Consider the following 14,219-nt stretch of genomic DNA (forward strand, 5'->3'; position numbering starts at 1 on the left):
TCACGATTTCGCCCCCGCGCGCAGGATGGCCGGATCGAGTCCGCGATACAGCGCCTCGACCTGCTCCGCGCGCCACTGCAATACCGCACGCTGATTGATCGAGCCCTTGTCGGTGATTTCCCCCCGGTCGATGGACGCCGGCTCATCGAGCAAGGCGATCCATTCCAGGCGACTGGCATTGCCCGTGGCCTCGCGATTGAGTCGCTGCAACCAGCCGGCGAACCACTCGCGCACCGGTGCGCTGGCCAGCACTTCGGTGTCGCTGGCACTGGCCGCCAGCCCTGACAGCCGTCGACATTCAAACATCCGCGCAAAGACCAGCGCGCCCAGGCATTCACGATCAGGTGCGGTCACCACCAGGTCCTGGACATAGGGCGAACCTTCGAGCACCGCACGGCTGCGCAAAGGCCCGACGCTGACAAACACCCCGGATGACAACTTGAAATCTTCGGCGATGCGCCCGTCGAACATCAGCCCCAATTGCGGATCGCGCGGGTCGGCGAGCTTGAGCGCATCACCGGAACAGTAGAAGCCCTGCGGATCGAACGCTTCGAGCGTCTGCTGCGGTGACCGCCAGTAGCCGGGCATGATGTGCGGCCCACGAAAGCGCCCTTCCAGTTTGCCGTCCACCGGCACCAGACGCACCTCGCAACCGGGCGCCGGCAGGCCGACATAACCGGCCATGGACAACGGCCCGGTGGTGAAAGTGCAAGACGGCGAAGCCTCGGTCATGCCGAGCCCGGCCATCATGCGGATACGTTCACCGCAGTGCTGTTCGCTGACGCGGTCGAGACGGTCCCAGACACTTTGCGACAGACCGGCCGCGGCAAAAAAGAACAGGCTGATGCGTTTGAAAAAGATCTCCCGCAGTTCCGCGTCCTGCTCCAGTGCCGAGGCCAGTTCTTCCCAACCCTTGGGCACGGTCAGGTAGGCGGTGGGCGACACTTCCTTGAGGTTACGCAGGGTCTGCGCGAAACCCTGTGCCGTGGGCTTGCCGTCGTCCAGGAAAAAGCTGCCACCGTTGTAGAGCACGATGCCGACGTTATGGCTGCCGCCGAAGGTGTGGTTCCACGGCAGCCAGTCCACCAGCACCGGCGGCTCTTCGCCGAACACCGGAAACGTCTGCAACAGCATCTGTTGGTTAGAGCACAGCATGCGCTGAGTGGTGACCACCGCCTTGGGCAGCCTGGTCGAGCCGGAGGTGAACAGGAACTTGGCGATGCTGCCCGGCCCCGTGCTGGCAAACGCGGCTTCGGCCTCGGCCCCGCCCGGCTGCTCAAGCAGGCTGGCAAAGCTGACCTGACGGCGTCCCGCGATTTCGCCCCGGACGGTAATCATGGGCGTTTCAGCCGGCAGCACCGCCTCGATGGCACGCTGGTAGGCCGCGGAATCACTGACAAACACCAGGCCAGGCTGTAGCAGGTCGCAGACGTGACGCAGTTTGGCGAAATCCTGGGACAGCAGCGAATAGGCCGGCGACACCGGGCAGTAGGGAATGCCCGCATACAGGGCGCCGAACGCCAGTTGCAAATGTTCGATGTCATTGCCCGAGAGCAGCACCAGCGGTTTGTCTGCCGACAGGCCGTAGCTCAACAGGCTTTGGGCGATGGCCCGGACACTGTCGAGCATCTCGGCGTAACTGACCCGACGCCACTCACCGTCGGCCTGGCGGGCGGCGATGAAGGTCTGCTCGGGCCGCACCCGGGCCCAATGCACCAGACGGTCGAGCAGTCGCGGCGGATACTCGGCCAATGGCTCCAGGGAACGCATGTGCAATGCGCCCTGTTGCTCTGTCACCTCGACCGCTGCGCGACCGATGGCCACGTGACGGTAGCGCGGCGCGCTGGCCTCGGTGTGGGGTTGCGATCTGAATTCGGAACTCACGTGCTTGTTCTCCATCAAGGCACGCTACCACCAAGCCGCACGAATGGGCATGGCGGTGGCTGCAGCCTTTTTATTGTTATTTCTGCTGTTCAGATCGGGTAATGCCGTGGTCCATGCTGCAAGGTAACCCAGCGCAACTGGGTGAAATGCTCAATGGACGCCTTGCCGCCAAAGCTGCCGTAGCCGCTGGACTTGACCCCGCCGAAGGGCATTTGCGCTTCGTCGTGCACGGTCGGGCCATTGATATGGCAGATGCCCGACTCGACCCGTTGGGCCAGCGCCAGCGCACGCCCGGTATCGCGGCTGAAGATCGCCGCCGACAAACCGAACTCGGAATCGTTGGCCAGGCGCAGCAACGCTTCATCGCCCTCCCCGCGCAACAACACCGCCACCGGGCCGAAGGATTCCTCGCGATACAGACGCATGCTCTCGTTGACGCCATCAAGCAGGGTCGGCTGCAAAATGCTGCCGTCCAGTTGCCCGCCGACCACCAGCCGTGCACCCTTGGCCAGGGCATCGTCGATCAACCCCTTGATGCGCGTTCCGGCACTGACATCGACCAGCGATCCGAGTACCGAATCCGTCAGCGCCGGATCACCGGCGCGCAGGGTCTCGACCTTGGCCGCCAGCTTGGCGACAAAGGCGTCGGCGACCTTGGCATCGACGATCAGCCGTTCGGTGGACATGCAGATTTGTCCCTGATTGAAGTACGCGCCGAAAGCGGCTGCCTCGACCGCCGCATCCAGGTCGGCATCATCGAGCACCAGCAACGGCGCCTTGCCACCCAGCTCCAGCAAGGCCGGCTTGAGGTGGCGCGCCGAGAGCTCGCCGACAATGCGCCCGACATGGGTCGAGCCGGTGAAGTTGACCCGCCGCACCGCCGGGTTGGCGATCAGCCGCTCGACAATCGCCGCGGCATCCGCCGGGGCATTGCTGATGACATTGACCACGCCATCGCCTAATCCTGCATCCTGCAAGACCTGGCCGATCAGGCGATGCACCGCCGGGCTCAGCTCCGAAGCCTTGAGCACCACGGTATTGCCACACGCCAGCGGCATGGCGATGGCGCGGGTGGCGAGAATCACCGGGGCGTTCCACGGGGCGATGCCCAGCACCACACCGCAGGGTTGACGCAGGGCCATGGCAAAACTGCCCGGCACATCCGAGGGAATCACTTCGCCATTGATCTGGGTGGTCATCGACGCCGCTTCTCGCAGCATGTTGGCCGCCAGCCGCACGTTGAAGCCGTACCAGTTGGCCATGGCCCCGGTTTCGCCAGCCGCGGCAATGAACTCGGCGCTGCGCGCCTGCAACTGCTCGGCGGCCTTGAGCAAACGGCTGCGACGTTCATTGGGCGCCAGGGCGGCCCAGGCGGGAAACGCTGCCTGGGCCGCAGCCACCGCGGCATCGGCATCTTCCAGGGTGGCGGCGGCCACCCGCGATACCACTTCACCGGTCACTGGGTTGCGGCGTTCGAAGGTCCGACCGTCGCGGGCAGGCAGCGACTGGCCGCCAATCAGCAGGGGCACGTCCAGCATGGTGATTCCTCTTTATTGTCTTTATCGGGAATGCATTCGAGCGATGCAGAGCGCCGGGGCGCAGATGCACCCGGCGATCAGTCTCAGCGTTTGTAGGCCTGCAGACCGGGCTTGATGCTCTTGTCGTCGAGGAATTGCTTCATGCCCTGCTCGCGGCCACCTTCGGTGTCGAGCAGGCGCGACTGGTCAAGCTTGGCGTACAGGTAATCCTCGTTCTGCTCCCAGGTCAGCTCGCGGCAGCGCTTGAAGCCATGCTTGGCCGCACGCAGCACCACCGGGTTTTTCTCCAGCAGGTTGCGCGCCAGATCCACGGTGACTTCACGCAGTTGCGCCAGGGGTACGCTTTCGTTGACCAGGCCCATCTCGGCGGCTTTCTGCCCACCGAAGGTCTTGCCGGTCATGATGTAGTACAGCGACTGACGATGGCCCACGGTGTCGGCCATGGCCTTGCTCACCAGGTTGCCCGGCGGGATGCCCCAGTTGATTTCCGAGAGGCCGAAGGTCGCTTCGTCGGCGCAGATCGCCAGGTCACAGGCCACCAGCGGGCTGAAGCCGCCACCGAAACACCAGCCGTTGACCATGGCGATGGTTGGCTTGGTGTACATGCGCAGCAGTTTCCATTGCCATTGCGAGGCTTCGCGGCGGATTTTTTCCTGGAGGATCTCCGGGCCCGCGTCCACTTCGCGGAAGTATTCCTTGAGGTCCATGCCCGCGGTCCAGGCTTCGCCGGCACCGGTCAGCACCAACACGCCCGCCGCCGGATCCTGTTCCAGGGTTTCCAGCACATCGATCATTTCCCGGTTGAGTGTCGGGCTCATGGCATTGCGTTTTTCCGGGCGATTGAGAATGACCCAGGCGATGCCTTCTTCGATCTCGACCTTGACGGTTGTCCAGCGACCTTCGTAGTTACTCATGACGTTGCTCTCTTTTTCTTGGCTTGAAGATGACTGGAAATTAAAGGACCGATATAGTTATGTCAATTAACTATTAATCGAATTAACCATTTTTTATCCGCCCGGAAATATCCTCCGAACCCATCGCCATGAACGGCGGGCATAGCTATCAGCGGCCAACCCCGGCAAACTAGATACGCTTGTTAACCTCCACCTCTTCAGGATTCACCCGCAATGGCCAAGCCTTCTCCCCTCGCCGACCAGAGCGAGTCCCCGTCCGCCACCGCCGAGCAGCAGGCACCGCTGGATTCGGCACTGGACGACCTGATCGGCTACGCGATGCGGCGCGCCCAACTCAAACTGTTCCAGAACCTGATTGGTCGCCTGTCAGCCCACGACCTGCGCCCCGCGCAGTTCTCGGCCCTGGCGATCATCGACCAGAATCCGGGGCTGATGCAGGCCGACCTGGCCCGGGCCCTGGCCATCGAGCCGCCGCAGGTGGTGCCGCTGCTCAATAAGCTGGAAAGCCGCGCGCTGGCGGTGCGGGTGCGCTGCAAGCCGGACAAACGCTCCTACGGAATTTTCCTGAGCAAGACCGGAGAAACCTTGCTCAAGGAGCTCAAGCAGATCGCCGCGCAAAGCGATTTCGACTCCACTTCAGCGCTGACTGGCGGGGAGCGCGAAGAACTGCTGCGCCTGCTGAAGAAGGTTTATCAGGACTGAACGCGAAACGCCGGCACACCCCCGAGGGGTGGCCGGCAAGGAACATCGAGCAACTTGGCGTTACCAGATCGGCAAGGTGTAGAGCACCTGGAACCGGGTCTGGTTTTCATCACGAAACGCCGTACCGCTCGGGAAGTCATTGCGATAGATCGCCTTGCGCGCCAACAGCCCGACGTTTTTCAGCGGGCCGCTCTGAATCACATAACCCAGTTCCATCTGGAATTCGCGCTCCTTGCGGTCCTCGGCGTTGTAGGCGGCCAACTCGATATTGTCGCCGCGCACGTAGCGCAACCTTCCCTTCAAACCGGGCACCCCGGATGCGACGAAGTCGTAGTCATAGATCGCTTGCCAGGTGCGCTCCTTGGCGTTGAGAAAATCCGAAGCCATGGTCTGTTCGCTCATGCCCATCAACTCCGTGCCGGAGATGTAGGGCGTCGCGGTGTCGCCGCTCGAATGCATGTAGCCGAGGCTCACCCGGTGCCCGCCGAAGCGGTAGCCGAACAATGCCGAGAGGTTGCGGTTGTCCACCTCACCCGCTTTGGCGGCGCCATCCTCACGGCTGAAAAAACTGCGCAAGTCGCTGGTGAACACACCGTCGCCAAGCGGCAGGTTGTGCAGCAGCGCCAGGGTGTCCTGTTGGTACAGCTCGGCCACCTCGGCATGGTACGCGCGCAGGCTCAGGTCCTTGTTGACCTGGTAATCACCCCCCAGATAAGCCAGGTGCGAGGTGGTGGCAGCGCCGTTGAAACGCCGGTTCGGCGAGGCGATGGTCATGGCCTGATAGTCCGTGGAATCACGCTTGTTGATGCGATCGATGTAGCCGGTGTTGAGGGTCAGGCCATCGAAATCCCTGGAACTGAGCGTGGTGCCGCGAAAGGTCTGTGGCAGTAGTCGCGACGGGCTGGCAAGGGCAAACGGCAGGAAAATCGAGACATCGCCGCTCTTGATCGTTGTCTGGGCAAACCGCAACTTGGCCGTCGGCGCCAGCCGCGAATAGTCATCCGCCGCGCGCTTGTCGCTGGCCGACACCGGCAACAGCTCAGTGCCGCTGCGATCCGGAGCGGAGTCGAGCTTGACCCCCAGCAGCCCCCGCACGTCCAGACCAAAGCCCACCGTTCCTTCGGTAAACCCCGACTCCATGCCCATGATGAAACCCTGGGCCCACTCCCGCGCGGCAGTCTTGGCGCCGCCGTCCTGGTATTCACGGTCAATGTAGTAATTGCGCAGGGTCAAGTTTGCGTGACTGTCCTCGATAAACCCCTCGGCCCGCAGCTGAGAGGGCAGAACGCTGACGCTTAGCAGTGCCACGACCCACCCTGAATGGATACTGAATACGCAGGAGAGCGACGCTACGGAACCGGTGTTCAAGGGGCGTTTTGGCATGTTCGATGTCCACTTTTTATTGTTGTTCGTGGGTGCCGGACCCGCACGGGACTGCCGGCTTCACGATCAGAGAATGGAAACAGCCAAGGGTCGCCGTCAATCGCAGATGACCGATAATCGAACATTAATATTATTATCTATTTTTACATAAACCTCAGAATGCATTCATAACAATTTGTTTTTAAACGCTTTATTAGTCTTTTTTTGCAGTTTTTAGCACACCATTCTTTTTTTAGTTATCTTTGTTATCTTAATTGCCAGCGGTCACTGACGGCGTAGCCAACGCACGAAGGACTCGACTGCATAACAAAAACAACAATGAGGTTCACCCATGGACAGTCCATCGCGTCGCTCGACGCTGACAATCGCTTTGTGCTTTATCGTTGCGCTGATCGAGGGGTTCGATCTGCAGGCTGCCGGCACCGCTGCCGCGGGATTGCGCCAGAGCTTTGCCCTGGACCCGAAGATGATGGGCTGGGTGTTCAGCGCCGGCATCATCGGCCTGCTGCCGGGTGCATTTTTTGGCGGCTGGGTGGCCGATCGTATCGGCCGCAAGAAAATCCTCGTCGGCGCCGTGCTGCTGTTCGGTGTCTTCTCGCTCTGCACCGCCTATGTCGAGAGCTACTCCAGCCTGCTGCTGGTGCGCTTCATGACCGGCCTGGGCCTGGGTGCCGCCCTGCCCAACCTGATTGCCCTGTGTGCCGAGGCCGTGAGCGAGCGCCATCGCGGCACCGCCATCAGCGTCATGTACTGCGGCGTGCCCCTGGGCGGTGCGCTGGCGGCAGTGGTGGCGATGTTTTCCAGTGAACACTGGCAAACCACCTTTATCATCGGCGGTCTGACGCCCTTGCTGGTGGTGCCGCTGATGGCCCTGCTGCTGCCCGAATCCACGGCCTTCCGCCAACAACACGTCACGACCGCCAGCCCACGGTCGTCCACCGCCCAGGCGCTGTTCGGCGAAGGACGCGCACGCTGCACGCTGGCCTTGTGGTTGAGCTACTTCTTCACCCTGACCGTGATGTACATGCTGCTCAACTGGCTGCCCTCGCTGTTACTGGAGCAGGGTTTCACCAAACCCCAGGCAGGCATGGTGCAGATGCTGTTCAACATAGGCGGCGCCATTGGTTCGCTGCTCGGCGGGGTGATGCTGGACCGCTGCAACGGCCTGAAAGTGGTCCTGTTCGTGTACGCCGGGGTGTTGGCGGCGCTGGCCGGGGTCGGCCTGTCAGTGGGTATCGTGCCGATGGCAATCGCCGGGTTTGCCGTCGGGCTGTTCGTCATGGCCGCACAGCTGGTGCTGTACGCCCTGGCGCCCCCTTCCTACCCGACGTCGGTGCGCGCCACCGGTGTCGGCGCGGCCGTGGCCATCGGCCGGCTCGGTTCGGTGGCAGGTCCCCTGGCCGCCGGCCAGATCCTCGCCGCCGGTGCCGGCACCACTGGCGTGCTGCTGGCAACGTCACCGGGACTGGTGATCGCCGCGCTGTCGATCCTGACCGTGATCGCCCGCACCGGAGCGACCACTGAGTCTCAACCGCAAGCAGCAAACTGAGCGCCGCAACCTGGGTTTGAGGAATGAAAATGCCCGGCAATGTGCCGGGCATTTTTTTATGACCACCAGACCCGCTTCAATCAGTCGAAGTACCCCATGGCTCCAAACCCGCGCTGCAAATCCTCGATCAGCGCCTCGAAACAATCTTTGTAATCCCCCATAGAACCGGTCGCCCGCGCCCGCACCGGCTGGGTACTGGTGCGCTTTATCACGCCCCATGCTGATACGTTTATTTTCACGCGTATTGATTATTGATTTTTATTGTGTCATTTATAGCCTCGCCGATCACAGGACTGATCCACCACGCCAACCCGGATGGCAGGCACCCGTTTCCCCCAAATGCCCTCCAAGGAGTCAACAATATGAACAAGACAGAACTTCTAGGTGCTCTGGCGCTATGCGCTTTCAGCTTCCTGGCACATGCCGACGAAGACAGCCTGCGAATCGGTATCGAAGCCGCCTACCCGCCCTTCTCCTTCAAGACACCAGAAGGCAACGTCAGCGGGTTCGATTACGACATCGGCAACGCCTTGTGCGAAGAAATGCAGGTCAAATGCGAGTGGGTCATTCAGGAGTTCGACGGCATGATCCCGTCGCTCAAAGTGCGCAAGATCGATGCCGTGCTGTCGTCGATGTCGATCACCGAAGACCGGATGAAGTCCGTGGACTTCAGCAAAAAGTACTACCACACACCGGGCAAGTTCGCGATGAAGGCCGGCAACGTGATCAATGACCCTTTGGTGGACCTCAAGGGTAAGAAAGTCGGCGTGCAACGCTCCTCGACCTACGATCGTTTTGCCACCGAGCAACTGGAAAAAGCCGGCGTCGTCGTGGTGCGCTACGGCTCGCAGAATGAGGCTTTCCTCGACCTGGCCTCGGGTCGTCTGGACGCCACCCTCGCCGACATCGTCAACACCGACGAAAGCTTTATCAAGACACCGGCAGGCCAGGGCTTCGCACTCACAGGACCCGACATCAACGACCCGAAGTATTTTGGCCGGGGCGCCGGGATCGCCGTGCGCAAGGGCGACAGTGCCAACGTTGCGCGCCTGAGTGCCGCGATTGACGCCATTCGCGCCAATGGCAAGTACCAGCAAGTGATGGCCAGGTACTTCGCGTTCGATATCTACGGCGAGTAAGCCTTACCCGTGCCCCCCTGACCCAAGACCCGGCGACGGCCCGTTGCAGGCGTCTCCCGGGGCTTGTCTTGCGCGCCTCGCGGCGCTCGCTTGAGGAACTTCATCATGCTTCACGGCTACGGATCGAGCATTCTCGATGGCGCCTGGCTGACCATAAACCTGGCCTTGACGTCCATGTCCCTGGCGATTGCCCTGGGCCTGGTCGGCGCGGCCTTGCGATTGTCACCGCTCAAATGGCTGGCCATGCTCGGGGAAAGCTACACCACCCTGATTCGCGGTATTCCAGACCTGGTGCTGATCCTGCTGATCTTCTACGGAGGCCAGGATCTGGTGAACCGCATTGCCCTGGCGCTCGGTTACACCCGCTATATCGACATCAACCCCTTTATCGCCGGCGTCTGCACCATGGGCTTCATTTTTGGCGCCTACCTCTCGGAAACCTTTCGCGGCGCCTTCATGGCGATCCCCAAGGGACAGGCCGAGGCCGGCGTGGCTTATGGCATGGGCGGTGCGCAGGTGTTCTGGCGAATTCTGGTACCGCAGATGATTCGTTTCGCCATTCCCGGGTTCACCAACAATTGGTTGGTGCTGACCAAATCCACCGCGCTGATCTCGGTGATCGGCCTGCAGGACATGATGTTCAAAGCCAAGAACGCAGCGGATGCCACACACGAGCCATTCACGTTTTTCCTCGCGGTGGCAGCGCTGTACCTGATGCTCACCAGCCTGTCCTTGCTGGTGCTGCGCTATCTGGAAAAACACTACTCGGTCGGCATCAAAGCCGCCGAATTGTGAGGGGAGCCACCCATGATTCTCGACTACAACCTGATCTGGGAAAACCTGCCGCTGTATTTCAATGGCGCCTTGTTGACCCTCAAAGTCCTGCTCATTTCCCTGGCCCTGGGTTTGGTATTGGCGATTCCACTGGCGCTGATGCGGGTGTCGCGATCGCCACTGATCAACTTCCCGGCCTGGCTCTATACCTACGTGATTCGCGGCACGCCGATGCTGGTGCAATTGTTCCTGATCTATTACGGCCTGGCGCAGTTCGAAGCGGTGCGCCAAAGCGTGCTCTGGCCTTACCTCTCCAGCGCCACCTTTTGCGCCTGCCTGGCCTTCGCGATCAACACCAGTGCCTATAGCGCAGAGCTGCTGGCCGGCAGTTTGAAATCCACCAACCATGGCGAGATCGAAGCCGCCAGGGCCATGGGCATGTCACGCCTGACCCTGTACCGCCGCATTCTCATGCCGTCGGCCTTGCGCCGGGCATTGCCGCAGTACAGCAACGAAGTGCTGATGATGCTGCAAACCACCAGCCTGGCCTCCATCGTCACCCTCGTCGACATCACCGGGGCCGCACGCACGGTCAGTTCACGGTTCTATCTGCCATTCGAGGCGTTTATCACCGCCGGGCTTATCTACCTCGCCCTGACCTTCATTCTGGTGCGTCTGTTCAAGTTGGCCGAGCGCCGCTGGCTGGCGTATCTGGCACCGCGCAAGCACTAAGGAGCTGCTATGGAGCACATTCAATACCTGTTGCCGTGGAGTGCCTCGGGCACAGAACGAACGCTGTCACTGTTTCGTTTTGGCAGCGGAGCACGCAAGGCCTACATCCAGGCGTCATTGCATGCCGACGAGTTGCCGGGAATGCGCGTCGCCGTCGAGCTCAAGCGCCGTCTTCTGGAACTGGAAACACAAGGCCGCCTGACCGGGCTGATCGAGTTGGTGCCCATGGCCAATCCGATCGGTATCGCCCAGATGTTCCAGGCCACCCACCAGGGACGCTTCGAGTTCTCCAGCGGCAAGAACTTCAATCGCGACTTCCCGGTGTTGGTCGATGCCGTTGCACCGCTGTTGGAAGGCCGATTGGGCGACGATGCCGACGCCAACATCGCACTCATCCGCCGCGCCATGGGCGATGCCCTCGCCGCCATGCCGGCACCGACCTCGGAACTCGACGGCCTGCGCCGCCTGTTGCTGCAGCATGCCTGTGACGCCGATGTGGTGCTGGACCTGCACTGCGATTTCGAATCGATCATGTTGATGTATGCGATGCCGCAAATCTGGCCACGCTTGCAGTCACTGGCCGCCCGCCTAGGTGCCGGGGTCACGTTACTGGCTGAAGATGCGGGCGGCAGTGCCTTCGACGAAGCCTGCGCCATTGCATGGCTACGCCTGGCCGAGCTGTTTCCCGAAGCCAATATTCCCCTGGCGTGCGCGGCCACCACCATTGAATTGCGTGGCATGGCAGACACCGGGCGCGAGCAATGCCTCGACAGTGCACAAGCCATTCTCGGGTATCTCGCCGAACAAGGCCTGATCAGCGGTGACTGGCCAGCGGCACCGCCGAGCCATTGCCAGGCCATGCCATTCGCCGGCGCGCAGTACGCCTGTGCGCCCCATCCGGGTGTGGTGAGTTTTCTGCAACCGCTGGGCGCGCAGGTCAAGGTCGGCGATCCGCTATTCGAGGTCATCGACCCGTTGACCGACCGCCATAGCGTGGTGAGCGCCAGCACCGACGGCATTCTCTATGCCCGCGAACGACTGCGCTTTGCCCAGCCTGGATTGTGGCTGGCCAAAGTGGCAGGCGTCACCCCCATTCGCCAGGGTCGCTTGCTCAGCGACTGATTCCAGAGAGTTCAAACCATGTACAAACTTGAAGTTCAGGACCTGCATAAAAGCTACGGCGCGCACCAGGTGCTCAAGGGCGTGTCCCTGCAGGCACGGGCCGGTGACGTGATCAGCATCATCGGCTCCAGCGGCTCTGGCAAAAGTACGTTCCTGCGCTGCATCAACCTGCTGGAGCAACCCAATGCGGGCAATATCGTGCTCAATGGCGAACCGCTCAAGCTGGTGGCCAACAAGTCTGGCGGGTTGAAGGCGGCCGAACCCAGGCAGTTGCAACGCATGCGTTCGCAGCTATCGATGGTGTTTCAACACTTCAACCTCTGGTCACACATGAGCGCTCTGGAAAACGTCATGGAAGCCCCGGTGCATGTACTCGGCCTGGGCAAGAAAGAGGCACGGGAAAAGGCCGAGCACTACCTGAACAAAGTCGGCGTGGCGCACCGCATGAACGCCTGGCCGGCGCATATGTCCGGTGGTGAGCAGCAGCGCGTGGCAATTGCCCGCGCGCTGGCGATGGAACCGCAAGTGATGCTGTTCGATGAGCCGACGTCGGCGCTCGACCCCGAACTGGTCGGCGAAGTGCTTAGAGTCATGCAGGATCTGGCGCAGGAAGGCCGCACCATGGTGGTGGTGACTCACGAAATGGGCTTTGCCCGCGAGGTTTCGAACCAACTGGTGTTCCTGCACAAGGGCGTTGTCGAAGAGCGCGGCGACCCGCGTGAAGTGCTGGTCAACCCGCGGTCCGAACGCCTCCAGCAGTTTCTGGCCGGGAGCCTGAAGTAAGACTGCAGCCCACCCATCCACTGCTCGGCGCTGCCCTGACAAGGTTGGCTTCGGATACACTCCAGCCAATCTTGTCAGGGCATCAGGCACAGCCCTTCTCCCACCTTCAGGAAATGTTGAGCTGGATATGCCCACCCCATCGAAAGACACCACTGTCTATGCCGCGCCGGTCATGCGCAAACTCACGGAAATCGTTTCCGAACTGCCGCCGTCTCTGCGCAAGGTGGCGGACTTTATCCTGCGTCACCCGCTCAAGGCCGCGACGCTGACCATCGAGGAGATGGCTCACGAAACATTGACCTCACCCGCCGCCGTCAACCGTCTGGCCAAAGCGCTGGACCTCGGTGGCTACAGCGGCATGAAGGCCGAGCTGGTCGCAACGTTGCAGCAGATGGTGTCGCCGGTCGACAAGCTGCGCAACGAACTTGCCCATCGCCCGGGCGGCGCGTTTGGCCTGCATGAGCAACTCCAGAGCGCCAGCAGCAACCTGGCCACGGCGGCAACCAACAACCACGCCGACACCTTTGAAGCGTTCGTCACTCGCCTGACCACGGCACGCAAAATCTACATCCTGGGCTTTGGAAACAGTGTTTACTTTGCCGGTCTCGCCGCCTCGACCCTGATGCCCTTTTGTGCGGACGCCACCGCCATCAGCATGGAGGGCGGCAACGAAAACGCCGCTTACCGTCTGGCCGCAATCACCGATCAGGACGTGCTGCTGGCCATCGCCCTGCCGCGCTACTCCCTCGACACCCTGCAACTGGCACGCTTCGCCAATGAACGCGGCGCATCGGTGCTGGCAATTACCGACTCACCCGCCTCGCCGCTCACCGGCATTGCCCAGCACACGCTGTTTGCACCTTGCGATCACCCGGTGCTGACCAGTTCCAACATCGCCGTACTGGCCTTGATCGAAGGCCTGGTCGCCGGCGTGATGGCGCGCAATAAAGAAGCGGTCAAACTGGCAACCGAACTGACTGAAAGCGTGATGTCGTACCTGCACATCCCTACCAGCGGTAAACCAGCGAAAAAGTGATTGCGTTGCGGTTTTTCCTGCGAGGGATCAACGCAACTTCAGCGGATCGACCATCTGCGCCGCGATGGCCATGCCTACCAGGTCCGGCAACGTGTTGGCCTGCATGCGTTTCATGACGCGCGCGCGATACAGATCAACGGTTTTTGCGCTCACACCCAGTTGCTCCGCGATTTCGCGAGTGGTGTAACCCTGCACCAGCGGTAACATGACATCGCGCTCGCGCGGGGTCATGCTCAGCAAGCGCGTCTGCAAGGCTTCGTGGCCCTGGTTGCCCGAGCGGTTGGTTGCACAGTTGCTGAGTGCCTGTTGCACGCTGTCCAGCAACAGCTGCTCGTTGTAGGGTTTCTCGATAAAATCATGGGCACCGGCCTTGAACGCGCGCACCACGATCGGCACATCCGCGTGCCCGCTGACGAAGATGATCGGCAGGTCCAGTTGGCGTACGCGCATTTCTTCCTGCACGTTCAACCCGCCCATGCCCGGCATGCGCACGTCCAGCAGCACGCAGGCATCGAGACTTGCATCGCAGGCATCGAGGAACGCGACGCCACTGGTGAACGGCAAGGCCTTGAGGCCGACCGACTCCAATAACCAGACCGTCGATTCGAGCATGCCCTGGTCATCATCGACCACGTACACAACCTGCTCCGTTACACCTGCCAT

The 14,219-nt window shown here is 61.5% G+C and carries 13 protein-coding genes; 8 read left to right on the top strand and 5 right to left on the bottom strand.

Annotated elements, in window-relative coordinates; translation table 11 throughout:
• The 3 genes from AC3IT9_RS16795 to AC3IT9_RS16805 all read right to left on the bottom strand — a co-directional run bounded on the left by AC3IT9_RS16795 (position 1) and on the right by AC3IT9_RS16805 (position 4,336).
• Positions 1-1,884 (bottom strand): feruloyl-CoA synthase, encoded by a 1,884-nt coding sequence (locus AC3IT9_RS16795; RefSeq protein WP_489270425.1) that lies wholly within the window; start codon positions 1,882-1,884, stop codon positions 1-3.
• Between the two features lie 89 nt (positions 1,885-1,973).
• Positions 1,974-3,422, bottom strand: a complete 1,449-nt coding sequence (locus AC3IT9_RS16800; protein ID WP_489270426.1) for an aldehyde dehydrogenase — start codon at positions 3,420-3,422, stop codon at positions 1,974-1,976.
• Between the two features lie 83 nt (positions 3,423-3,505).
• Positions 3,506-4,336: a p-hydroxycinnamoyl CoA hydratase/lyase gene (locus AC3IT9_RS16805; RefSeq protein WP_046038330.1), complete on the bottom strand. Its 831-nt coding sequence runs from the start codon at positions 4,334-4,336 to the stop codon at positions 3,506-3,508.
• A gap of 213 nt (positions 4,337-4,549) precedes the next feature.
• Between AC3IT9_RS16805 and AC3IT9_RS16810 the strand changes: the two genes are divergently transcribed.
• A complete protein-coding gene (locus AC3IT9_RS16810) occupies positions 4,550-5,038 on the top strand; it encodes a MarR family winged helix-turn-helix transcriptional regulator (protein ID WP_489270428.1) in 489 nt (162 codons plus the stop codon).
• Positions 5,039-5,098: 60 nt separating this feature from the next.
• On the opposite strand, the gene AC3IT9_RS16815 is transcribed toward AC3IT9_RS16810, so the two are convergent.
• Positions 5,099-6,421: an OprD family porin gene (locus AC3IT9_RS16815; protein WP_489270429.1), complete on the bottom strand. Its 1,323-nt coding sequence runs from the start codon at positions 6,419-6,421 to the stop codon at positions 5,099-5,101.
• Positions 6,422-6,752: 331 nt separating this feature from the next.
• Between AC3IT9_RS16815 and mhpT the strand changes: the two genes are divergently transcribed.
• From mhpT to AC3IT9_RS16850, 7 genes are all read left to right on the top strand, one after another.
• Entirely contained in the window at positions 6,753-7,970 is a 1,218-nt protein-coding gene (gene mhpT / locus AC3IT9_RS16820; RefSeq protein WP_489270430.1) for a 3-(3-hydroxy-phenyl)propionate transporter MhpT, read from the top strand.
• Positions 7,971-8,332: 362 nt separating this feature from the next.
• On the top strand, positions 8,333-9,109 hold the full coding sequence (locus AC3IT9_RS16825; protein ID WP_150725574.1) for an ABC transporter substrate-binding protein: 777 nt from the start codon (positions 8,333-8,335) through the stop codon (positions 9,107-9,109).
• 105 nt (positions 9,110-9,214) lie between these two features.
• Positions 9,215-9,904: an ABC transporter permease gene (locus AC3IT9_RS16830; RefSeq protein ID WP_458371214.1), complete on the top strand. Its 690-nt coding sequence runs from the start codon at positions 9,215-9,217 to the stop codon at positions 9,902-9,904.
• A 12-nt stretch (positions 9,905-9,916) separates the two neighbouring features.
• Positions 9,917-10,615, top strand: a complete 699-nt coding sequence (locus AC3IT9_RS16835; protein WP_008046412.1) for an ABC transporter permease — start codon at positions 9,917-9,919, stop codon at positions 10,613-10,615.
• A gap of 9 nt (positions 10,616-10,624) precedes the next feature.
• Positions 10,625-11,737: a succinylglutamate desuccinylase/aspartoacylase family protein gene (locus AC3IT9_RS16840; RefSeq protein ID WP_489270431.1), complete on the top strand. Its 1,113-nt coding sequence runs from the start codon at positions 10,625-10,627 to the stop codon at positions 11,735-11,737.
• 18 nt (positions 11,738-11,755) lie between these two features.
• Positions 11,756-12,520: an ABC transporter ATP-binding protein gene (locus tag AC3IT9_RS16845; RefSeq protein ID WP_489270432.1), complete on the top strand. Its 765-nt coding sequence runs from the start codon at positions 11,756-11,758 to the stop codon at positions 12,518-12,520.
• Positions 12,521-12,647: 127 nt separating this feature from the next.
• Positions 12,648-13,556 (top strand): MurR/RpiR family transcriptional regulator, encoded by a 909-nt coding sequence (locus AC3IT9_RS16850; protein WP_151214319.1) that lies wholly within the window; start codon positions 12,648-12,650, stop codon positions 13,554-13,556.
• Between the two features lie 27 nt (positions 13,557-13,583).
• Here AC3IT9_RS16850 and AC3IT9_RS16855 read toward each other — a convergent pair whose 3' ends face one another.
• Positions 13,584-14,219, bottom strand: coding sequence for a response regulator transcription factor (locus tag AC3IT9_RS16855; RefSeq protein ID WP_489270434.1), 636 nt, complete (start codon positions 14,217-14,219; stop codon positions 13,584-13,586).

The sequence above is a fragment of the Pseudomonas sp. KH_046_1 genome (genome assembly GCF_057839025.1).

Excerpts from the sequence above, each read along its gene's own strand:
- AC3IT9_RS16800 (WP_489270426.1), bottom strand. The coding sequence starts at position 3,422 with ATGCTGGACGTGCCCCTGCTGATTGGCGGCCAGTCGCTGCCTGCCCGC.
- AC3IT9_RS16805 (WP_046038330.1), bottom strand. The coding sequence starts at position 4,336 with ATGAGTAACTACGAAGGTCGCTGGACAACCGTCAAGGTCGAGATCGAA.
- AC3IT9_RS16810 (WP_489270428.1), top strand. The coding sequence starts at position 4,550 with ATGGCCAAGCCTTCTCCCCTCGCCGACCAGAGCGAGTCCCCGTCCGCC.
- AC3IT9_RS16815 (WP_489270429.1), bottom strand. The coding sequence starts at position 6,421 with ATGCCAAAACGCCCCTTGAACACCGGTTCCGTAGCGTCGCTCTCCTGC.
- mhpT (WP_489270430.1), top strand. The coding sequence starts at position 6,753 with ATGGACAGTCCATCGCGTCGCTCGACGCTGACAATCGCTTTGTGCTTT.
- AC3IT9_RS16825 (WP_150725574.1), top strand. The coding sequence starts at position 8,333 with ATGAACAAGACAGAACTTCTAGGTGCTCTGGCGCTATGCGCTTTCAGC.
- AC3IT9_RS16830 (WP_458371214.1), top strand. The coding sequence starts at position 9,215 with ATGCTTCACGGCTACGGATCGAGCATTCTCGATGGCGCCTGGCTGACC.
- AC3IT9_RS16835 (WP_008046412.1), top strand. The coding sequence starts at position 9,917 with ATGATTCTCGACTACAACCTGATCTGGGAAAACCTGCCGCTGTATTTC.
- AC3IT9_RS16840 (WP_489270431.1), top strand. The coding sequence starts at position 10,625 with ATGGAGCACATTCAATACCTGTTGCCGTGGAGTGCCTCGGGCACAGAA.
- AC3IT9_RS16845 (WP_489270432.1), top strand. The coding sequence starts at position 11,756 with ATGTACAAACTTGAAGTTCAGGACCTGCATAAAAGCTACGGCGCGCAC.
- AC3IT9_RS16850 (WP_151214319.1), top strand. The coding sequence starts at position 12,648 with ATGCCCACCCCATCGAAAGACACCACTGTCTATGCCGCGCCGGTCATG.
- AC3IT9_RS16855 (WP_489270434.1), bottom strand. The coding sequence starts at position 14,219 with ATGGCAGGTGTAACGGAGCAGGTTGTGTACGTGGTCGATGATGACCAG.